The organism is Rhizobium sp. BK456 (genome assembly GCF_014194045.1).
Classification (GTDB): domain Bacteria; phylum Pseudomonadota; class Alphaproteobacteria; order Rhizobiales; family Rhizobiaceae; genus Rhizobium; species Rhizobium redzepovicii.
In genome coordinates this window covers 223,228-245,652 of sequence record NZ_JACIAO010000010.1, presented here as the reverse complement: position 1 = coordinate 245,652, position 22,425 = coordinate 223,228, and the positions used below count along the sequence as shown (strand labels likewise).

Here is a 22,425-nt window from a genome sequence, read left to right as displayed (position 1 = left end):
CAATCTACCATCGATAAGCAGTACTTATCGATGGTTAGAGCTTTAGAAAAAATCCCGAGCGATGGCGGAAGCTAGCATCCATATCGCTTCTGGTTAATGGCGTGTTTACCATGATTTCAATGTCTTACGATCTTGCAAAATTGCCCATCCAGACCCTGTTGCGACGTAAGCGGGGCTGATTTGGTGGCCATGCCGACACAATCAGCAGATCTGACGCAGAAGCAGGGTGCTCGAAGGGCCGAGAGCGTTCAGGCGCGTGCTGCAACCATCGAGGCGAGGGGTGCAACAGCGTGATCTTCGGCATTGATCCCCAGCCGATCACCCAGATAGTGCCAGAACGACAGGCCGAGCTTTTAGCAGGTCTTCATCAGGCCGAGCATGCTGTCGCGCGCCTGCCGACCGTTGCGACTGACCGTGCCGCCGGAGATCTTTCGCTTGATGACAAATCCGCGCAGATCTCTTTCCGACGCATTGGTATGGAGCGGGGTTTCAGGCCGCTCCAGAACCCGCAGCAGTTCGGCCTTGCGGCGACCAAGTCGAAACACCAGTTTGTCGAGGTCGCCATAACCGGTGCGGATGGAAAAAATCCGATCGAACCGAGCCTGAAGGCCCCGGGCTGCACGGGGATCAGGTCTTCGCTGATAGGCTTTCAGGCCTTGTAAAAGTGCCAGATAAGATCCCGCAGGGTTTCGACGTGTTTCACTTGGCCGGGCGTCGCCGGCATCAGCTTGTGCAGCAAACGCTCGGCGTGGATCCAGCTTGCGTCAGGGCAAGCCCTGAAAAGGAGAATGGAATGTAAATCCTGAAACCTTTTGTAGTCACCCAGAGGGTTCGACGCCCTTCCGGCAAAGGCGCAGCCCGCCAGCCGGAAGCGAGTCTTGCATGGACGGCGGCGACGTCGTTCGTGAAGCGTAGACAGCGGATGCTGAAGCCTTGGGTTAGCCCCGAAATCATGTAGTTTCTGAGAGCCTTCGGTCTGTTGGGCCCGGGGGCAGCAGCGGCGGAATCACTAGGGCGAGATTCTGCCGGCTCGGCCGGGGTCTTGGAACAGGCAAAGGCATGGGATGGGTGGCCAGGGAACCTGAGAGCTCCCGCTTGCGCCCACGGGCGAGAACGCCGGAACAAGGGACGCCGGCTGACCATGGTTCCAGGCTCGGGTTGCGTCCTCCACGCTGCTCGGGAGCGCCTCGGCGATGACGAACGAGGGAGGAGCGCGTGGGGCCTGCGAGAAACCATAAGGAAGGGCGTGGCGCTCCCCGCGTCGCCCTTCGGCCCGCGACGCCGCGCAGGCTTTCGGCTGCCGGCAACCGCCTTGTCGCTGGTTGCCTGGTCCATACCCGAGGGCCTGAATGGTGGGCGTGGCGGAAGGTTTTTAAGCCGCGCAATCTCATCGCGCAGAAGCTGGTTGTCGACCTTCAGCCGCGTGTTCTCTACCCTGAGCAGGTCGTTTTCTTCTCGAAGCTTTCGGTTGACAGCCTCAAGCGCCTCAATCCGGATTTCCGCCCGATCAGCCCGCTCCACCGGACCAGTCACGAGCTCGCGCAACGCCTTCCCCGACAGCGTATCAGCATGCTCGGCCATGGGGAGGCGGCGCTTCGTCCTAAAGGAAGTGAATCATGATTCACAAAAAATCGGAATCCCCCGTGCCACCAGATCTGCTCCAGCTACTGGAAACCAGGCGGCCCGTTGGCACGATAGACGGGCCGTCGGGCGGCCACTCCTCTAGGCGGCCTCCCAGACTTGGTTCAAAAATGCGTGCGCAATGCACCGCCTTATCCTGCGGCAGGAAGCGGCCGTAGTTGCTGGATCAGATCGGGCGTATCCTGGATCGCGTAGCTTGCCTGCTCGTAGAAGCCGGTAAGCTTCAGGATATGCGTGGCCAGCACGTCGCGCGCGTTATGTGGTCGATCGGGAAGCAAGCCGGGCAGGGCACCGCGGCCAGTGTAAGGATTATAGATGCCGTAGCACTCGCCTCATAGAAGGTCGTCTGATCGTATGCGGCGTCCGTGCTTGTCTCCTCGACGGTCTTGACGAAAAATGTACCTGGATCTTTGCCGTCACCCAAAAGAACGCCACGGTGGCGATCAATGTAAGCGCCAATATGGTGATAGAGGTCGAGTAAATTGGGTAACATCAGGCGAAAATGGCTTCGATCCGAAGAAGGACGAATAGGCGTTCTTGAAGGCGTTTGAGCATAGTGGCCAATTAGCTCAACCATGTAGCTTGACGGGTTCTCGGCACGAGTGAGGCTGGAGGAGAGGCGAAAGACGCATTTGGCAGAAGGTCGTTCCGGATTTATGGATTGTGATCATGGCCGGACCCAGCGCAGCCAAAATCGGCCGGCGTTTGGCAAAAGACCGACAGCAAGAGGTTTTGTATGATCGGGAGCTGGAGGACTTGCCGGCCGAGCTGCGCTGGCGGGAATGGATGCTGCGCGTCGAGGCGGTGATTTTTGCTTCGGCGGAGCCGGTCGACCGCGAGACGCTGGCGCGGGTGGTGGGAAAGGATGCAGCATCGACCTGCTGTCGACAATCTCATCGAGGAACTGCGTGACAGACCCTAAGAACTGGTGTCGGTCGCCGGCGGCTGGCAACATCGCACCCGGATGCGGTTTGCCGAAACGATCCGCGCCTCGTCGGCGCCGACGCGGGGAGGGGCGGCGGCACTGTCGGAGTTTGAGGCGATGGTGTTGATCGCGGTGGGATATTTCCAGCCGGTCACACGCAGCGAGCTGTCAAAGAAGTGAGTCGCGATACGATCGAGGCACTTCGCGGCCCGACGCCGGGTGCGCCTTTATACTTATATGACGACGCCCCACTTCCTCGCCGCCTTGGAGACATTGCGCGACCTTCCAACATCGAGGCGCTTGAGGATGCCGGTCTGCTGAGCAGACATGCTGTGCAGAGCGAGATCGCCACCTCACAAACCGGCGGCGCCGAGGAGGACGAGGGAGCGTCCATAATCGAGTGAATTGCGCCCTTGTGTCTTGGCGACTCGTCGCGCTTTTAACGGCAACTATGTCATCGCGTGCCACGTTAGCCAAATATGCGGGATATTTGTTGAATAGTGCTCGCTGGCCTTGACTTGATCTGGTGATTTTCGGCAGATGCTGGCATCTAAAGGCCTTCTTTCCAGGGAGGACCGGTCTATGCCGGATGAAATCCTAACGCTACCGGAGGTGGCCCAATTGCTCAAGGTCGCTGAGAGGACCGTCTACACCATGGCTCAGAAGGGTCAACTTCCCGCTTTCAAGGTGGGAGGGCAGTGGCGATTTCAGCGCATCGAAATTGATCAATGGATCGAGCAACTGAAGGCAAGCACCCGCGATGAGGGAAAGAGCTGAGATGGCTGCCCCTTCGTGCGGGAGACCACAGATATCACCGGAGATCGGTTGTGGCTTGCGCTCAGTTTCTAGCTTTATCAAAGCGTTCTGCCAATGAAGAAGGCAGGAATCGATTTCGATCGGCTGTTGAAATTGCGATTGGTCGTGGCCCGGATTGGTGAAATGGATCTCGCCAAATGGTGGAATACTCGCGGGCAGCTCGGTCGCCTTGGCGGTGCCGCGATCCGGCGAGGATTTCCTCGCACCCATTATTTTGCGCAAGCTCGCTCCGTATTCGCAGTCGCAGATTTCCGCTGTAGTGAAGTCTTCGATCCTCCGCAGAGCGTGACGCTCTGGCGACTTCCCGAATCCGTGGAGGAAGAATTCGAAGCGCATTGGGAGCGCTGTCTTGATCAGGCTGACACATGGAAGCCTTTTTTTCTGGAATTGGAGGCACTGAAAGAGACAGAGGTGACGACGGCGCTCCAATCTTTCAATTTGATTACCCACGACGATTCAGCGCTGTTTTCACACTTGCGGCTTTCCGCTGAAGGACGCGCGGTGCCCTTGCCTGCGCCGTTCACCAGCACCAATCAGGACATCGCATCTCTTGCGCTCGGATTCGGCCGTGGCACGCCGGGCGCATTGGCCGTCCCATACGCGCGCCTGGACAACCTATGAAGCCGGCCGCCCGATCCCACGTTGCTTCGTCATTCACCCTCATCAAGGGCGCGATGATCGATGAGACATATGCGGTATTCGCCGCATGGGATTTTGCCTCTTCCAAGAAAGAGAATCTGGATCGCTTGAGGCAGCAGAATTTTATCGGCGCAAGCACAACCACTTGGCTCCGAGATGTCGCCAAGGTGCTGAACCGGCGCTTCGATCCGAACGCCCGTGATCGCGCGCTCGTGCTTTTGGCAAAGCACGGTTTCCCCATTGAGGAATGGAAGCCGATCCTGCTTTGGCACATGACACGCGACGAGTTCCTGCTTCGTGATTTTCTGATCAACTGGCTTTTTCCAACTTTCGTTTCCGGCACGTATCGCGTTCGCACCGAAGATCTCCACGATCACCTTCTCAATGTCGGGCGCAGAGGTGGCACCACTGAACATGCTTGGAGTGAGACGACCCTCAATCGCGTAGCCACCGCTCTGCTAAAGATGGCCGTCGATTTTGGTCTGCTTCGGGGAAGCGTCGCTAAAGAGTTCGCGAGTTACCACCTACCGGAGCGGAGCTTTATTTACCTTCTTTATGCATTTCGCGAGGAACAGCAAAGCCCACGTAAGGTTCTCGAATCGGTGGACTGGCGGATGTTCCTGATGCAATCATTAGATGTAGAGCGGGAGCTCCTTCGACTGCATCAGTATCAGAAGGTGGACTATCAGATCGCCGGCAGCATCGTCCAACTCACACTGCCGTGTGCCAACGCCTGCGAATATGCGGAAAGGATGGTGGCATGAGCGATCTCGCACACCGCATCAGGACTGCTCTCGAGCCGATACTAGACTTGGCCGACCCGCGAGAACGCATAAGCGCGTACCATGACATGCCCTATGCACTCGTCCGCTATGGGCCCGAAGAGGAGTTTGAGTTGCGTAAGCAAATCACTCTGCTCGAGACCCGGCTTACCCAAAAGGGAAAGCGCGTCAGCCGCATATCGTTGGCTCAGTGTCTGGACCAGGCAATGCAGTCTCAACGACCACTCGAAGATTGGTTTGCGGCGGAACGTGAGCAAGGCACGGAAACGATAATTGAAACGGTGCACTCGGTCCTTTCTGAGTATGCGCCCCTTGTTGATCTCGTCGCTGCGCGGATGCCAGACGATCCCGATCCGCTTCGCGACATCGTCTTCATCCTGCGGACCGGCGCCTTGTTCCCCGTCTACCGCACATTCTCATTGTTGGAGCAGCTGAAGGGACGCGTCACCGTGCCGACGGTCTTGTTCTACCCAGGCGATCTCGACGGTGCCGCAGGGCTCCGGTTCATGGGCGTGCTCGCAGCCGAGCATAACTATCGCCCAAAAATCTTTTGACGGGATTTCAATGATGGCCAACGAACCGATCAAAAGTCTTTTTGCAAATGACATCCATCGTCGCATCGAGGAAGTCATTAAGGTCGATCAAACCAGCGACGACATCCTACGCGACGAAATCAATGAGTATGTGGTGACCGACGCCATTCGGTCTCACTACACCAATATCTTCGACGCCTTTCGCGAGACCCCGAACAAACCGCACGAGGGTATTGCGATTTGGGTGTCAGGCTTCTTCGGCTCGGGTAAGTCCAGCTTCGCAAAGATGCTGGGCTTATCGATCGAGAATCGCGCGGTCGCTGGAATTCCAGCCGGTGATCGATTCGCTCAAAGAGCTGGCGACAATAAGCTTCAAGTCCTCCTAAAGGCGATAAACGAGCAGATTCCTACCCACGCCGTTATCTTCGATGTCTCGACTGATCGAGGGATTAGGAGCGGTAACCAGTCTCTCACCGAGATCATGTACGGGCTTTTCCTTCAGAGCCTTGGCTATGCCAAAGATCTCGACCTCTCCGAATTGGAAATCGCCCTTGAAGAGAAAGGGCAACTTGAGAGGTTTGAGGCGGAGTACGGTCGTCTCTTCCAGAAGGAATGGTCATTCGAGAAAGGCAAGGTTGCTTTCGCTCTTAGTGAGGCGAGCCGGGTTCTCCACAGCCTCGATCCCGAGACGTACCCTATGGCCGACTCATGGGTAAAGGCAGTCAAAAACAAGGCTGACATCTCTCCCGGGAAACTGGCAGAGCGCGCCAATGAATTGATGAAGCGACGGCGACCTGGCCAAGCCCTCATGTTCGTTGTTGACGAAGTCGGCCAGTTCGTTGCTCGCGATATACAAAAGATGCTCGACCTACAGGCCGTCGTCCAGAGCCTCGGAGTCAAAGGTCGAGGCAAACACTGGATTGTCGTTACCTCGCAAGAAAAGCTTGGCGAGCTTGTTAGCGGTCTCGATGACAAGAAGATCGAGCTTGCGCGCCTGATGGACCGCTTCCCTCTGCAGGTGCACTTGGAACCCTCCGACATTTCGGAAGTCACCAGTCGACGCGTTCTATCCAAGAACGCTCCGGCGGAGAGGGCGTTAGGACAGCTCTTCGACCAGCACCGGGGGAGGTTCACTGAGCACACCCGCCTCACTGCCGATATCAGGCTGCCAGAACTGACTCGCGACAGTTTCGTCGATCTCTATCCGCTTCTGCCCTATCAGATCGATCTAATCATCCAGGTGGTCTCAGGGCTACGCACGCAGGGTGGAGCTAGCAAGCACGTGGGCGGAGCAAACCGCACCATCATCAAGCTGGCGCAACAGCTGCTGATCAATCCTGCTGTCAACCTTGCAGACCAGCCAGTCGGCGCCGTGGCCCGACTTGATCAGGTCTACGATCTCGTCGAAGGCAACATTGGCTCTGAAGTGCGGGCGAAGATTTCAGCCATTTCCAAGGAGCTTGAACACCACCTAGCACAGCCAGTCGCGAAGGTGATTTGCCTGCTGCAGTACGTGAAGAGCGTTCACCGCACGGCGGAGAACATTACCGCCGCGCTCCATCCTGATGTCGCCGGAGATTCACAACTCGCCGCGGTGAAGGATGCGCTGCGTCAGCTTGAAGCAGCTAACAAGGTTCGCCTTGGCGACGACGGATATCGAATTCCGACGCCGGCGGAAGACGACTGGGAGCGCATTCGCAACGGCATTGGCCCGAAGCCGGGCGATGCTCATCGGATCTACTCCGAGGTACTGGCCTCGTTCTGGCAGCCGCAGCCAACCCATACCCTCCTTGACACAAAGACGTTCAAAGCGGGCCTTTCCATACATGGTCGTGAAATCGTCGATGGCGACATGATGTTTCACGTCCATCTCGCGGAAGTTGGGGAGTCCTTTCAGGCACTCGCGACTGAACTACGTGCCCGCAGTCAGCAGGAACGCAAGGGTGTGTTTTGGGGTGTCGCTCTCAACGACGCCATAGATCGCGAGACCGTGGAGCTCTTCCGGTCCAAGGAGATGCTGGCAAGAAAAGAACGCGAAGCCAAGACGGCGGACGAAACCGCGCTCATCGGCGAAGAGAAGATCCGACAAAGGCGGCACCAGGATGAACTGCGCCGGCTCATTAGGGCCGGTTGCTTAGCAGGTAGCGTCAGTTTCCGTGGCAATGACCGCAGTCCAGACGATCGGGCGGTCGATATGGGCAAGAGCGCTGCCGACATTCTGCGCGATGTACTGCCGGAAGTGTTCGACCGCTTTAAGGAAGCCGCCGCACGGCCGGCCGACGTGAAGAAGGGCGTCGATGCGCTGTTCGTCGCGGAGAACCTACAGGGCCTCCCGTCAGTGTTCAGTGGCCTCGGTCTTTTGCGTGACGAGAAAGGAAAGACGGTCTTTCGTGTTGAAAGCGGCGTCTTAGCTGAGGTCTTGTCTCGCATTGAGGAGCGCGCCAACTATGGTGACACCGCCAGCGGCCGATTTCTGGCTGACGAGCTAGCGAAGGAGCCATTCGGTTGGGACTTTGAAATCGTCCGGTTGCTTGCGCTCTCGTTGCTGCGCGCCGGAAAGATTCAGGTGACCAGCAAAGGTCAGACAATAGACTCCGCAACGGGGGTCGAAGCCCGCGACACCTTTTCGAACAACAATTTCTTCCGTCAAGCCTCGTTCCGCCCCAAGAAGGGCATCGAGTTCGAGGAGCTTGTAAAGGCGTCCGAGGCCTTTCGGGACACGTTTGGAAGCGAAGTCCGGGAGCTCAACGCCGGAGCCATTGTGTCCGAGCTTCGCAAGGAGGTCGCGCGGCATGAGGACCCGGTTGCCTCAGCACACGGCCAGCTCATCGCATATCGACTCCCAGGTGCTGCGGTGCTCGAGGGTGCGATCGGTCAGATGAAAGCCGTTCTTCGCGATTCAGAGGACAACGCGATCGCGACATTTAATGCGTCGCATCGCTCGATTAAGGAGGCGATCAAGCGGGCCATAGAGCTTGAGCAAGCACTGTCGGAATCTCGCTTGCGGGATCTAGACCGTGCGCGCGAGGCACTAAAGACGGCCTGGCCCTTCCTGCGCGGCGAGTCTGACGTGAGCGAAGACCTCCGAGCAAGGGCGGCGGAGCTCGAAGACCTCCTTGCCCGTGAGACCTTCTACCGAGAGCTGCCGACGATTGAACAAAACGCGTCGGCCATCGACGCCGAGTACGCCCGTCGGTTTGATGAAGCGCTGGAAGTTCGGATTGTGGCCTACACACAGGCCCTCGACCGGTTGGCACATACTCCCGGCTGGGATGTCGTCGATCAGGATCAGCAGCAGAGGCTGGCGGCGCCCTTGGAACGCGGCAAGACGCGAGAACAGGAGCGGGTGCCGATTCCTCAGCTCCGCTCTGAGTTAGATGCCTGCGAGACTCGTCTTCAGGACGCCATCGCGGAACTGCACCGCATCGTCGATGGTGATCGGGTCGCGACGGTGAGGCTAGGCGGCTATTTCTCTGGGGGGGTTGAGACCGAGGAACAGCTCGATGCCGCCCTCGCCGGCATTCGGGATGAATGTTCGCGCCTGATCGGCACCGGCAAGAAGGTGATCGTTCAATGATCGGCGCACTTCATGGATAAGGCGACGCGCAACGCCATTGAACGAGCGACACAGCAGGCGCGGAAGCTGCTCGAGGAGGATTTTTCGTCGCAGCTCGAAGGGACATTCGACGTCTTGCGAAGCGGCGTTATCGCTCCAAAAGGCGGTGCGCATCTTTCCGTCCGCCAGCAATTTCAGCGTGATAAGATCGTCGCCACCATTGAACACAAACGTGCCGCTGGCCCGACGGCCGTGGAGGCGGTCACGGACTATGTGCGGGATTCCGCCTTCACGGCGCTTAATCGCTTTGTGGCGCTTAAGATGCTGGAGGCGCGCCAACTAGTTCAGGAGTGCATCACGAAAGGCGAACAGTCCGCGGGTTTCAGAGAGTTCTGTGGAATGGCACCAGGGTTGGCATTGCTCCCCGATGCCGCAGGCTATCGCCTCTATGTTGAGAGCCTGTTCGACGAGTTCTCAACCGAGATAAAGGTCCTGTTTGACCGCCGGGACGCCGCCTCCGTCCTGTGGCCCAAGCGGCCGACGTTTGAGGCGCTGCTGGCCATCCTCAACGCGCCTGATTTATGCGAGGTTTGGGCTGAGGATGAGACGATCGGATGGGTCTACCAGTTCTTCAATAGCGGCGAGGAACGCAAGAGGATGCGCGAGGAGAGCCAGGCTCCGCGCAACAGCCGCGAACTGGCCGTACGCAACCAATTCTTCACGCCGCGATATGTTGTCCAATTTCTTGTCGACAACACGCTTGGTCGCCTCTGGCTTGAGATGTACGGCGAGCAAACCCGGCTAGCTGAACTCTGCGAGTACCTCGTTCGCTCCGCTGACGAACCAGTTCAGACACGCCAGCGGAAGGATCCTCGCGACCTCCGCCTTCTTGACCCCGCCTGCGGCTCAGGACATTTCTTACTCTACAGCTTTGACCTCCTACTGGTGATCTACGAGGAGGCCTGGTCGACTGGGGATGCCGGTCCCATTAGTGAGGCATCAGACCGTTCGCTGCGGGAAGACTACCCGGAGCTGGCCGAACTGCGTCGAGCAGTTCCGAGGCTGATTGTCGAGCATAATCTTCATGGCGTAGACATCGACCCACGTTGTGCGCAGATTGCGGCTTTGGCGCTATGGCTGCGGGCGCAACGGGCGTGGAAGGATTTCAGCGTTGCTGCACCCGATCGACCGCGTATTCGACGCACGCATATAGTGGTGGCAGAGCCAATGCCCGGCGATGTTGGGCTTGTTGACGAATTCGCCTCTCGCCTCGATCCACCGCTGTTGCGTGACCTTTTTTTGAAGATGATCGGCGAGAGCCGCCTGGCTGGCGAGCTTGGCACACTTCTTGGCGTCGAAGTCGGCATCGCCGGCGAGCTGCGCCGGGCTCGTGAGCAGTTTGTAAAGCAGCGGCAGACCACCGGATTTCTGCCCGGCATGGAGCCGGATGCCAAACAGGGTTCGTTGGATCTCTCTGGTATCGATGACGACGGCTTTTTCCACGAGGCGGAAGTCCGAATCATTGAGGCATTGCGCACCTTCGCGGAGTCAACAACTGGCGCCCATAGCGTGCGTCGCCGACTCTTCGTGGACGACGCCGTCCAGGGAGTCGCGCTGATCGATCTGGTGCGAACTAAGTTTCACGTCGTGCTGATGAACCCTCCCTTCGGTGCTTGTAGTCTTGCCGCTAAGAGGGTGTTTGAGAAGAGCTACCCGCATACTAAGAATGACGTCTACGCAGCCTTCGTCGAACGTGGCATTCAGCTCCTTTTTCCAGGTGGTTTACTGGGCGCGATTACATCGCGGACAGGTTTCTTCCTGTCGAGCTTTCAAAAATGGCGAGAGGAAATCTTGCTAAAGCGAGCCCCGCCTGTGGTGTTCAGTGACCTGGGAAACGGTGTTCTGGATAGTGCAATGGTTGAGGTCGCCGCCTATTGTCTGGAGAAGGCAGCCGAGGTGACGAGATGAAGACGGTTTTCCTTCGTGTGCTCGACGCCGCCGACAAATCCATGGCACTTCGCCAGGCAATCCGTGAGGCGAACCCGACAGAGACGCTGCAGCGGTTCGAAGTTGACCCCCGCAGTTTTGCCATAGTGCCACGAGCACCGTTTGCATACTGGGTTAGTGACGCGCTGCGAAAGCTGTTCGTCGATTTTCCGTCCTTTGGTGCCGAAGGGCGCATCGCTGCGTCTGGTGGGAAGACTCTCGATGATTTTCGATGGATTCGAGCTGCCTGGGAGGTGCCCTACCTAGCGACGTCAACGTGGGTCGGCTTTTCAAAAGGCGGAGCATTTTCGCCGTATTACGCAGACATCCACCTTGTGCTTGACTGGAGAGATGACGCACGAGCGCTGAAGGAATACCTCGTAACATATCGGAGCACTCGCGGTTGGTCGCCTAACTGGACGGCAGAGCTTCACGGGAGCGAACATTACCTCCGACCGGGCCTAACTTGGCCGCGGAGGACACAAGGTGGTCTCTCTCTTCGGGCGATGCCGGCGGGCTGCATTTTCGGCGATAAAGGACCAGCGGCATTTGTCGATGAGGACGATAGCGATGACCTGCTCACGCTGTTGGCGATCGTCAATTCTAGGATCTTTCGTGCGCTAATAGAACTACAGATGGCGTTCGGATCATATGAAGTGGGCGTTATTCAAAGAACCCCCGTTCCTAAGGTTAACAAAATTGAATCTTCCGCCATCCTAGGCTCGCTAGCCCAAAGGGCTTGGTCGTTGACGCGGACGCTTGATCGTCGGACAGAGACCTCTCATGCGTTTGCGTTACCAGCTTTTCTGCAGGTTCAGGGTGGGACGGTTGACGCGCGGGCCAGCCGTTGGGCTGAGCACGTCCGGGCCGTGAAGGCCGATTTGGCTGCTATCCAATCCGAGATCGATGATCTCTGCCTGGACTTCTATCAGGTTGGCGAAACGGATCGTCTGGTAGTCAGGAAAGGCTTCAAAAGCGACGGAGATGATCTTCCGGAGATCGATACCGACGCTGACAACGACGGCGATCCAGATGAGAAGATAGAGCGCGACGACGGCGCCGATACGGTCACCCTTGCTGCCGAGCTGATGTCTTGGGCGGTTGGTGTGGCCTTGGGCCGTTTCGACATTCGCCTTGCGACAGGCGAGCGTTCTCTGCCGGCAGAGCCCGATCCATTTAGCCACCTACCGATTTGTTCGACGGCCATGCTAACGGGGGACGATGGACTACCGCTCGCGAGGGCACCTGATGGTTATCCCATCATATTCCCCGAAAACGGCATTCTGGTCGATGACGTCGGACATCGGTACGACTTGACCAAGTTTATACGAAGGGTGTTTGACGAAGTCTTCAAGGCAAGCGCCGATAACTGGTGGAGTGAAATCGGCGTACTCCTGGAGCCGAAGGGGCATGACATAAGAAGTTGGTTCGCATCGAGCTTCTTCGAACACCACCTAAAGCGTCACTGCAAAAGTCGTCGTAAGGCACCGATAGTTTGGCAGTTCGCCGTGCCTTCTGGAAAATACAGTGTCTGGCTTTACGTGCACCGGCTCACTCCCGACAGTCTATTCCAGGTTCAGAATGACGTGGTCACCCCCAAGCTTACTCATGAAGAGCGGAAGCTAACGAGCTTGGTGCAAGGCGCCGGCCCAAATCCGTCGGCGACGGAACGCAAAGAAATCGTCGAGCAGGAAGCCTTCGTTGAAGAGCTTCGTTCTCTCCTCGCTGAGGTGAAACGAGTCGCGCCACTTTGGAACCCAGTCCTCGACGACGGCGTGGTTCTGACGATGGCCCCCCTTTGGCGGCTCGTTCCCCAGCACAAACCCTGGCAGAAAGAACTCAAAAGCAAGTGGGAGGAGCTCGCCGCTGGGAAGTACGATTGGGCGCACGTCGCGATGCAGCTGTGGCCCGAGCGACTCGTTCCCAAATGCGCGACAGACCGCAGTCTTGCCATCGTCCACGGACTTGAAGACGTCTTTTGGGTAGAAGGAGACGATGGGAAATGGCTTCCACGATCTATCCCGACGCGCCCGAACAACGAGCTCGTTCGTGAACGGACTTCGGTTGGAGTCAAGGCCGCTTTGCAGGAACTGATGGAAGCATCAGCGCCGAACGATTCGACTGCAAGAACACGGAGGTCCTCATAGTGACGATCTCCGAAGACACAATCAAAAACGCCGTTCTCCGCTATCATCGCGAATACGACAGATATCTAAAACTCTCAGCGCGCGTTGCCGAGATCTGCAGATTTGAAATTATCGAAGGTAACGCTATCCGAGCGCAAGTCACATTTCGCGCAAAAAGTCCCAAGAGCCTTGAGGGAAAGCTCCGTCGCTTCGCTGCTTCTGGGAAGAAGGACCTTCCGAGTGTGCAGTCGGTATTTGACGCGGTGCGAGATCTCGCCGCTGTTCGAATAGCGACCTACGAACAAAGGCACGAGGATCAGGTCGTTCAGCTGGTCTGCAACCGGTTCGCGGATTTGCGTGGCGCTTCGCCGAACAGCGAGCGGAAGGACAAGAACGCGGCGGATAACAACAACTTCTATCGCGCTACCCATATCGAGGCATTTCTGCCGGGAGGCGATGTAATCGGCACCTACGCGAACGTCTCGGATGTCCCTTGCGAGGTCCAAGTGTGCAGCATGATGGCTCATGTCTGGAACGAGGTTGAGCACGATCTTGGCTACAAGCCTCTCACCGGGTCACTTTCAGACCAGGAGCGCAATCTGCTTGTCATGCTGGGCCATGCAGTTCGGCAAGGAGATATGACAATAGGAAGCCTGTTCTCCGAGACCGAGCGACGGCAGCGCGAACATGGCGGCGTGTTCACGGACGTCTATGACTTTGTCGCACGTGTCCGTGGCTGGTTCCCCGGCATTGATTTTGGTCGAAACGCCGGCCCGCTCTACGAAGCGCTACAACCAGTCCGACTCGTATCGCCCGAAAGTATCAGAAAGTTGATCGCCGTTGCCGAGCCGATGACGGCAGCCGCTCAGAACGCGCTCGATGAGTTCACGGGGAAACTGGCGGCCAACGGTAATGCGCGGTTCACGCCGGACCGAAACTCCTCCGACCTTCTGCTCATTCTGCTTTTACCCAAGGTCGCAAATTACATTGTTTCGTCGTCGGGCGATGCCGTCTCCGACGGCGTCTCGCGCCTTCGCTGGTTCGCGGCCCGCTTTCTAGAATTATCCAAGGTGGAAAGCGGAGGTCTCAGCTGATGCACCCCTTGCATGACTACATTTCGAAGCAGCTCGCCGAGAGGCTGAAGGCCAGGAAGGTGGTCGTTTGGTACGACCTTCGCCGCGAGTTCGCGTCGTTCATCGCTGAATTACGGGGTGGTGCGCGGATCAACGATGAGCCTGTGTCTGTCGTGGTCGGCAGCATCCGCGTTCGGCTGGTCGAATATAACGGCTCGATGTTCGAACTGCGTACGGTTGTCGAACCCTTCGTATGCGGCGATGAGCTGGCCGAATGCGTGATCATCTACCTGCCGAGCTGCGAGCGTGATCGCCATGGCTCCGTATTGATGGAACTCGAAAAAGCCGGAGATTGCTACGAGCCGCAGTTGAAGCGGCTCGCGCGCAATGTGCTGCGTCAACGTTACACCGACGGCGTGATTGATGAAATGCTGACGCCGGAACGCGTCTCTTATGAAGATCTTGCGCGCGCATCCTCAGATGCTTCGTCGACCGAGTCGCCATCGATTCTGAAGTCGATTTTCCACAACACGTCCGGGAGCGACGGCATCATCGCGTCGTGGCTCGCAAGCAACCAGCGTGATGCTGAGATCGAGCGCAAAGAGGCAACTCGCGAGTTGCTGAAGCTGGTGCTCTCGAAACTCGGCCTGGAGCTTCCAAACGATGCCGCCTTGCCAAAGCTTCGATCCATTACGCTTCGGTACATTCTCGCAGGTGAGTTCAGACTCGACCTCAGCGGTCCTCCGCCCTCTTCTCTTAATGCCATACCAGCACCCAAGTCGAAGGACGAGGAATCAGCCGTCAGAGAACTCGCCCTTCAGCTTCGTGCTAGGTTCTCTGACGGCTATCCCGCGATGGCGGATCGCGTGGAAGCCGAGCTGGGGCTTCGCGACGTAGGCGTCCCAGCCTCGACTCTCGGGTCGATCGACACGTTCCGTTTTGAGGAGCGGGTGCTGCTGGCGCATTGCGGGGATCTGGTCGCGGCGAAGAAGTTCAACGAGGCCCTCGATGTCATCGCTGAGCGGGAACATAGCTTTTGGCTTGATCGTGATGTGGGACGGAAGGCTCAGTGGGAGGCCTGCCGTCGCATGGCCGAGCTGGGAAGCGTCGGAGTGGCTGTGCGAGCAGCAGTCGGGAAAGCCGGCAGTGACGCTAACGCCTGGATCGACGCCTACGTCGCCAAAGAGGGATGGTTCCGATTGGACCAGGCTCAACGCCGCCTTGAGGCTTGGGTCGCCAACCTCGACGATGAACCGCAGGAGCGCCCGCTGGGTATCGTTCGGGGTGTTTACGAAGACGCGTGCCGCGCGATGGCCGATGGCTTTACTAAGGCTCTCGTCGCGGCGAAGTGGACCGTCTCTGCCTCCCTGCACCAGACGCGTATCTACAGCGAGGTCGTCTCAGCGCAGCCCAAGCCCGTGGCGTACTTCTTCGTTGACGCGATGCGTTTCGAGATGGGCGTCGAACTCTCAGAGCGGCTTCCAAAGTCGGCAGAGGTAAGCGTGCGGCCTGCTGTCTGCGCGCTACCCAGCATCACTCCGATTGGCATGGCCGCGCTACAGCCCGGAGCATCGTCCAGCTTCAGTGTTATCGAACAGGCAGGCACGCTTGGGGTACGAATCGACGAAGCATTCCTTCCCGATCTGACAGCACGGAAGAAATTTGCGGCCTCACGCGTGCCTAGATTGGCCGACGTCGCTCTGGATGAGCTCCTGAGTCTTCAGCCCTCGAAACTTGCCAAGAAGATCGATGGCGCCCCGGTGATCATTGTGCGGTCCCAGGAGATCGACCATGCCGGTGAGCGCGGGTTCACGTTCCAGGCCCGCCAAGTGATGGATACGGTTATCGACAATCTAGCCCGGGCGATCCGCAAGCTCGCCGCGGCCGGCGTGGAGCATTGTGTGCTGACCGCTGACCACGGGCATCTTTTCTTCCCATCGGACCGCGACGATTCAATGCGGATCGACGCGCCGGGCGGCGATGAGATCGACCTTCATCGCAGGTGCTGGATCGGGCGCGGCGGAGCGACGCCGCCAGGTTGTGTCCGGGTCGCCGCCTCGGCGCTCGGGTATGACTCTGACCTGGACTTCGTATTCCCCTTCGGAAGTGGCGTCTTCAAATCAGGCGGGGACCTCGCCTTCCACCACGGTGGCCCATCATTGCAGGAAATGGTCATACCCGTGGTCACGGTCCGTATGAAGGCGCGAGAGGCAGAGAAGTCGACCGCTGGACCCATGACAGCAACAGGTCTGCCCAACGCAGTGACGAACCGCATTTTCAGTGTGACGATCCAATTCGACGAGAAAAACCTCTCCCTTTTTTCGAACGAGCTGGTGGTTCGGCCCCTATTGGTTTCAGCGGGAAAGCAAGTTGGCGGTGTAGGCATGGCAGTCGATGGCGACTTTGATCGCGCGACAGGCTGCGTGACGCTGCAGGCCGGGAAGCCCGTTACGGTCGCGTTCCTGTTGAGCGATGAGAGTTCACCGTCGCTCCGTATGGTCATTCAGGACCCGACAACAGATGCCGAGCTGTATCGCTCACCCGTCGACATCCCCGTTCGTCTTGGAGTTTGAGCATGAACAGTGGATCACCGCCGACCCGCGATGGACTCGACAACAAGGCGAACCAATTGTTCGCCGGAAAAGTCGTCCGCAAAGATCTCGTCCGGAAGGTCAAAGTCGGAGCCAACGTCCCAGTGTTCGTACTTGAGTTCCTGCTGGGAAAATACTGCGCCTCGTCAGATGAAATTGCGATTCAGATGGGATTACAGGTCGTCAATGACACGTTGGCAAACAACTATATTCGACCCGATGAGTCGGCAAAAGCGCAGAGCAAGGTCAAGGAGAACGGAAGGTACTCCTTCATTGACAAGGTGAAGGTTCGCCTCGTGGATTCTGATTACTGGGGCGAAGGCGTCAATTTTAACAATAAGTTTCTTCATATCCCCAGTCAGTACGTGCGTGATTATGAGCGCCTGTTAATGGGCGGCGTCTGGGCTCAAGTCGACATGCGGTTTGAATCCGACGAGGAGACGAGAGGGAAGAATCCGTTCTGGATCGACAAACTGGTCCCTATCCAGATCGCAACCTTCGACCTTGATGAGTACCGCAATGTCCGTAAGCAGTTTACGACTGACGAGTGGGTTGATCTCATCGTCCGAAGCATGGGGTATGAGCCTGGCGAGATGTCTCGACGGCTGAAGCTGCTGTTCTTGGTACGACTGATCCCGTTAGCGGAGCGAAACTACAACCTCGTGGAACTCGGTCCACGCGGCACCGGTAAGAGCTACGTCGTTCAGGAAGTCTCGCCTTACACCGCGCTTTTGACAGGTGGGACCACGGTCGCCAATCTGTTTGGTCACATGTCGGGCCGACAGAAGGGCATGGTGCAGATCTGGGACGTTGTGGGTTTCGACGAGGTTGCGGACCTCCAGAAGATGCCGAAAGAAGTCATCACGACGATGAAGACCTACTGCGAGTCCGGCACATTCCAGCGGGGTCAGGAGGCCGTCGCAGGTGACGCCAGCATTGCGATGTTCGGCAACACCAATCAGTCTATCGACGTCATGGTTCAGACTGGCCACCTTTTTGCGCCGATGCCCGACACCATCCGCGACGATATGGCGTTCATCGATCGACTACATTTCTATCTCCCGGGCTGGGAAATTCCGCAGATGCGGAACGAACTGTTCACAGACCACTATGGGTTTGTTGTTGATTATCTCGCTGAGGCGCTGCGCGAGATGCGCAAACACAATTTCACGGAAATCATCGACAGATATTTCTCGATGGGCGCTCACCTCAACGCCCGCGATCGTAAAGCCGTCCGGAAGACAGTGTCGGGTCTAATGAAGATTCTATTCCCGCATGGCGATGTGACCCAGGAAGAACTCTCGGAAATCCTTGGGTTGGCTCTTGAAGGACGCCGTCGCGTGAAAGAGCAGCTAAAGAAAATGGGCTCCTTTGAATATTATCAGACTTCGTTCAGCTACACGCTCCAGGAGACTGGAGAGGAAAGGTTCGTAGGTGTACCCGAACAAGGGGGGCGGGACCTAATCTCCCTGGATCCGCTTTCTCCCGGGACGGTATACACCGCGGGCGTAACGTCCGACGGAACAGTTGGACTCTACCGCTTGGAGGTTTCAGTTTCGAGCGGAACAGGGAAATTGAAGATGGCTGGCGGCGTTTCGGGAGCAATGAAGGAATCGGTTCAACGAGCATTCAGCTATATCCAGGCGAAGAAGACCGAGTTCGGCATCGGCCGCGAGTTGGACAGTTCGGATATTCATGTTGAAGTAATCGATTTGCTTGGCAATCGGGTGGAGGCTGAAATTGGAGTGGCCTTCTTTGTCGCATCCTATTCAGCCCTTAGAAAAACACCTGTCAGCCCGGCACTACTCGTGCTGGGAGACATGAGCGTTCAAGGAAACATTAAACCTCTACGATCCCTCACGGAGCCGCTGCAAGTTGCTAAAGATAACGGTGCGAAGCGCGCACTTATCCCGATCGAGAACAAGAGGAATTTCCTCGATGTGAGCGGCGACATTATTGAACAAGTCGACCCTATTTTCTATGGCGATCCTAAGACAGCAACAATAAAGGTGCTCGGAAACATCTAGTCTAGATGTATGCACATCCATTAGTCATTCGAGATGCTGGCCTTCGACCAAGACGCGTTGTAGCCCATGGAAAGACAAGACAATGTGATAGCAGTCGAAGGTTCGTGGATAAGCTTTCCCAGGCGGCACAACACGACTGTGAGTCGATTTCGACGAGGCGCGCGCGTGTTGAGTTCCAACTGGCACTAAAGGAGAGTTCAGCCGCGCCTCAACGTTCACTAGTACGTCTGAAGTGCGGCCCGCGAGAAGGTAAGCAAGCATCGCGCCGGACGGGGAAAATGGACCATAGCGACATGTTAGAAACTCGTTGCGGATATCAGCAAGATAAGGAGCTAGTGTCCTTGGGGTTTCTAGCACCTTGGCTTCGACGGGCCACATGACGCGAGGATCCGCGCGAAATACGAAGGCGAGATCGTATGCAGGTGGCTGGGCCGGAGGGCGGGCCATTGTCTCGCGCTCGTAAGGCCCGTGCTGAATGTAGTAAGGCTCATCTCCCGACATCTCGTCGCGGATCATATTATCGAGAATCTGCGTGATACTGCGTTCGAGGTCTCGCCCGTCGACTGGTGGGCGCGTTCGCTCCATCACCTCGTAACCTGCCCAGATATGTTCAATGAAAGCCTCTTCAGAGAACCGCATCCAGTCGACGACAGCAGCCACGAAAGCGTCGTCGAATTTGGTGGCGAACGTGGTCCATTCCGGTTGCTTCATGCTGGGGTTCTGCTCCCGACAGATGCTCGCATCCAGCTAAAGAAGTCCATTGCAACGTCATCTGCTTCGTTCAGTGCCGCTGTGCGCGTCCAGTACCGCACCGCGTCCGGCTTTAGGATATAGATTGTTGGATATTCGCCTTGACGATCATAGATGCGAGCAGTGCGACGGAACAGGATTGACCGATAGTTGCTCAACCCTCCCTCGGAAAGAGATTCAAACTTCTCCAATAATTCCGGGGCATCCATGGGGAGGCTGCGTATAATGCCCTCGTCGTTGTCGACGAGCTCGAACGCAACCAGCCGGTAGGGGAACTGTTCCAGCTCGGGGGGCACGAAAATTGAAGAGCGGACAGCTTTTTTCTTACCGAAACCTGCTTTAAGCACTCGGGTGAAATATTCGCAATAGTTTTCCAAGACCGTCTCGCTACCATCAGTAGAAGTCGGGAGCTGGCCCGGCCGATCATACTCGCTTCTCAAATCCGCCATGGTGATATTAACCATGTCCTCGATCAATGCGCGCTCGGCATCCTTTAAACGGAAGGCGGCGAATATTCTGGTGTCAATGTCTAGCTGAGAGCTTACCGAGGCAATGTCTACCGGACCTTCTGGCAGAGGCACCTTAAGAAGATCCCTGACTGCGACCTCCGGGCGATATGCGGCCATTCTGCCACTTGAGAGCTGCAAAAAATAAGTGGCAAGCATGCTGTTGTAGACTAGGCAAGCTGTTTCCAACAATTCCTCGGACCCGTGCACGGTTACGTAGCTCTGGTTACACAGAATCCCTTGGCTATCCGGGGAGCGGACGATACGTGCCTGAAACCGCCTAGTAGCAAGCTGCCATCCCTGCTTAATGATCAATTGGGGCATCGCAAAGGCTTCAAAGTTCGTAGAATCCCGGCTATGGACAAACAGCTCACCCGCTAGGGGCAAGACTGAAGCCATAAGTTCAGTCATCGATCCTTCCGGAAAGGACCTCCCCTTGAGAATGTGACGATCTGCCATGGAGGCGAGATGCCTCTTCTCGTCCCCAAAAATGATACCTTCGCGGGTCAGAACTGACCGGTCGATCTTGGCTGCTTCAAGGGTTTGGCATCTACGCAGTCGCTGCATGAGATTGAGGTCACGCGGCGTTCCCCACATCATTGTGGTCCAGATAAAAGGATCATTCAATGCGTCGACGGAAGAGACCCAGCGATAATCGTTGGGTTCGATTACGATCGAGAAGTCGTCGACTACCGTCGGAACCGTCTTCGGACTAACGTAAGCGATGAGCCGGTCGGCCTCCGGTGCTATCGCCTGCAAAACCACTATACAGGATGGTGACGAAGATACGGCCGTCGTATGACTTTTGCGCTTGAAGACTTTGAACCGAAGTGCTGAAAGGTTGTAGATAGCCTCGACGGCATGTGTCTCGAACAGCTGTCGTCTGAAGCCGACTGCGTTGTCGGATGAGTTAAAAAGCAGAGAGCTCGCTGATTGAATCAGTGCCAGCTTTCCACCGGCGGCAAGCAACATTGCGCCCTTCGCAAGGAAGAGGCTGCCGATGTCCTTGTTTGGGATCGGCCATTCGTGGGATGGGTCGCCTGCCCATACTTTGGCAGCATTGGTTGCCAGGTCGCTTCCCCAAGGTGCATTTCCGATGATCAAATCAAAACGATCGCTTTTATCTTCGGTGTTAAACCCCTCGGCTTCCACGAAGAAGTCTGAGCAGACGAGCTGACGATTCCGCATGGAGGGAAACCGCACCTGCGTCCAATAGTGCCGCGGTTCGATCTCGTCGCACATTGCGAGGTAAAGACTAAAGCAGGCGACACGAACGGCGTGGGGATCCTTGTCTACGCCCAGCAAGTTTCGCTCCAGGATACGGCGCAGCAATTTTGCCGGAATCACCTGCTCGCCGGTCTTGTATCTCCACCGGTGCACCAAGCGTTGGAAGGATTTTACCAAAAATATCCCAGATCCGCAGGCTGGGTCGAGGACGCGAATATCCCATGCTTCATCGTTCCATGGAAGAACGCGGTCAAGTACAAAATCTACAAGGTGCGTAGGTGTATAAAAGATCCCGTCCTGGGCCGCGCGCTCAACGACGAAAGTTTCATAGATGCTACTGATGAATTCCAGCGGAATGACGTCAAACGAATATTGCGGCCACAGACTTGCTTGACCGGTTGGAAGAAAAATATTACCTGCGATAAAATCGGCAAGGAGTGCTAGATGCTGAGCTTTTACCAGCGCCTGTTCGGCGATCCATCCCGCCGCGCGTTCTTCCGCCGTCTCGCCCTTTCCAGGAAAGAGGTCGCCGTTAAACTTGCTATTCAGCCAATCGAATAGGCGATAGCAATCGTCGTAGTCATGCAGAATTTCAGTAAAGCTCGAATATGATCGAGAGAGTGTGCCATCTGCATAGAGGAGCTTCAGCTTCTCGGCATTAAGAGCAGCGATTCCATCGCTGTCCTTGCGATCAAATAGAAATTGAACAAAGATCACGCGGGCTAGCAAATCGTGACAAACGTCGTCGTTTTTGAGGCCTTTGTTACCCAGTTCAGTACGGATGAAGCGCAGGTTGCTAAGCAAGGTTTGATCGGCGCGGCCATCGCGGCTGAACCGCGATGCGTGATCATTGAAGAACTTGCCAGAAACAAGATTGAGCCAGTGCAGGGCACGCAGAGCCCCTGCTTGGAGGCGATTGCTTGGGCTTCCGAAGAACTCCTCCGCAGCGATTGAATGGACCACAAAGTCTTCGATTAGCGTTTCGTTAGAGGGGGCCTCGCAACAGCTCCAAACTCTTACCATGTCTGGTTCGATTGTAATTAGTGTAGGTGCGTGCGAAAAATTCCACGCAAGTCGATGAAGTTCGCGCAGCGTTCCCGCTGACACCCGACCTCCGAACTCCGCCACCAGGGCGAACGGCGGATCTGTTTCGGTGCCGTCGGGATTCGCGACAAGGACACCGATCCGCTTAAATCCGTCGCTGGTCAAGCGACCAAGGCCTCTGCCGACCTTAACTTTAACGAGCC

13 protein-coding genes and 2 pseudogenes are annotated in these 22,425 nt (G+C 56.9%); 11 read left to right on the top strand and 4 right to left on the bottom strand.

The window, feature by feature from the left end:
• Nucleotides 1–353: 353 nt before the first annotated feature.
• Both FHX03_RS34670 and FHX03_RS25960 read right to left on the bottom strand, forming a co-directional pair.
• A complete protein-coding gene (locus FHX03_RS34670; RefSeq protein ID WP_246699298.1) occupies nt 354–548 on the bottom strand; it encodes a transposase in 195 nt (64 codons plus the stop codon).
• Nucleotides 549–1,722: 1,174 nt separating this feature from the next.
• Nucleotides 1,723–2,192: pseudogene (locus FHX03_RS25960) on the bottom strand (hypothetical protein); the annotation flags it as partial.
• A gap of 118 nt (nt 2,193–2,310) precedes the next feature.
• On the opposite strand from FHX03_RS25960, the pseudogene FHX03_RS25955 reads away from it, so the two are divergent.
• The 11 genes and pseudogenes from FHX03_RS25955 to brxL all read left to right on the top strand — a co-directional run bounded on the left by FHX03_RS25955 (nt 2,311) and on the right by brxL (nt 18,695).
• Nucleotides 2,311–2,970: pseudogene (locus FHX03_RS25955) on the top strand (SMC-Scp complex subunit ScpB).
• A gap of 178 nt (nt 2,971–3,148) precedes the next feature.
• Nucleotides 3,149–3,343, top strand: coding sequence for a methylation-associated defense system helix-turn-helix domain-containing protein MAD1 (mads1, locus tag FHX03_RS25950; RefSeq protein WP_183856139.1), 195 nt, complete (start codon nt 3,149–3,151; stop codon nt 3,341–3,343).
• Between the two features lie 93 nt (nt 3,344–3,436).
• Nucleotides 3,437–4,003: a BrxE family protein gene (locus FHX03_RS25945; protein WP_183856137.1), complete on the top strand. Its 567-nt coding sequence runs from the start codon at nt 3,437–3,439 to the stop codon at nt 4,001–4,003.
• A complete protein-coding gene (locus FHX03_RS25940; RefSeq protein ID WP_183856135.1) occupies nt 4,000–4,785 on the top strand; it encodes a BrxA family protein in 786 nt (261 codons plus the stop codon). Before FHX03_RS25945 ends, FHX03_RS25940 begins: the two co-directional genes overlap by 4 nt.
• Entirely contained in the window at nt 4,782–5,357 is a 576-nt protein-coding gene (locus FHX03_RS25935; RefSeq protein WP_183856133.1) for a BREX protein BrxB domain-containing protein, read from the top strand. Before FHX03_RS25940 ends, FHX03_RS25935 begins: the two co-directional genes overlap by 4 nt.
• Before the next feature lie 13 nt (nt 5,358–5,370).
• Nucleotides 5,371–8,913, top strand: coding sequence for a BREX system P-loop protein BrxC (gene brxC, locus FHX03_RS25930; RefSeq protein WP_183856131.1), 3,543 nt, complete (start codon nt 5,371–5,373; stop codon nt 8,911–8,913).
• Between the two features lie 12 nt (nt 8,914–8,925).
• Nucleotides 8,926–10,860 carry an Eco57I restriction-modification methylase domain-containing protein gene (locus tag FHX03_RS25925; protein WP_183856129.1) on the top strand — a complete coding sequence of 645 codons (1,935 nt, stop codon included), beginning with the start codon at nt 8,926–8,928 and terminating at the stop codon, nt 10,858–10,860.
• Nucleotides 10,857–13,025, top strand: a complete 2,169-nt coding sequence (locus FHX03_RS25920) for a hypothetical protein (RefSeq protein WP_183856127.1) — start codon at nt 10,857–10,859, stop codon at nt 13,023–13,025. Before FHX03_RS25925 ends, FHX03_RS25920 begins: the two co-directional genes overlap by 4 nt.
• Nucleotides 13,025–14,098 (top strand): GTP pyrophosphokinase family protein, encoded by a 1,074-nt coding sequence (locus FHX03_RS25915; protein WP_183856125.1) that lies wholly within the window; start codon nt 13,025–13,027, stop codon nt 14,096–14,098. The genes FHX03_RS25920 and FHX03_RS25915 overlap by 1 nt, the downstream gene beginning before the upstream one ends.
• Nucleotides 14,098–16,650, top strand: a complete 2,553-nt coding sequence (locus tag FHX03_RS25910) for a PglZ domain-containing protein (protein ID WP_183856123.1) — start codon at nt 14,098–14,100, stop codon at nt 16,648–16,650. Before FHX03_RS25915 ends, FHX03_RS25910 begins: the two co-directional genes overlap by 1 nt.
• Nucleotides 16,651–16,652: 2 nt before the next feature.
• On the top strand, nt 16,653–18,695 hold the full coding sequence (gene brxL, locus FHX03_RS25905; RefSeq protein WP_183856121.1) for a protease Lon-related BREX system protein BrxL: 2,043 nt from the start codon (nt 16,653–16,655) through the stop codon (nt 18,693–18,695).
• A 24-nt stretch (nt 18,696–18,719) separates the two neighbouring features.
• On the opposite strand, the gene FHX03_RS25900 is transcribed toward brxL, so the two are convergent.
• Both FHX03_RS25900 and FHX03_RS25895 read right to left on the bottom strand, forming a co-directional pair.
• Nucleotides 18,720–19,406: a hypothetical protein gene (locus FHX03_RS25900; protein ID WP_210298725.1), complete on the bottom strand. Its 687-nt coding sequence runs from the start codon at nt 19,404–19,406 to the stop codon at nt 18,720–18,722.
• Nucleotides 19,403–22,387, bottom strand: a complete 2,985-nt coding sequence (locus FHX03_RS25895; protein ID WP_210298723.1) for a class I SAM-dependent DNA methyltransferase — start codon at nt 22,385–22,387, stop codon at nt 19,403–19,405. The genes FHX03_RS25900 and FHX03_RS25895 overlap by 4 nt, the downstream gene beginning before the upstream one ends.
• Nucleotides 22,388–22,425 lie beyond the last annotated feature (38 nt).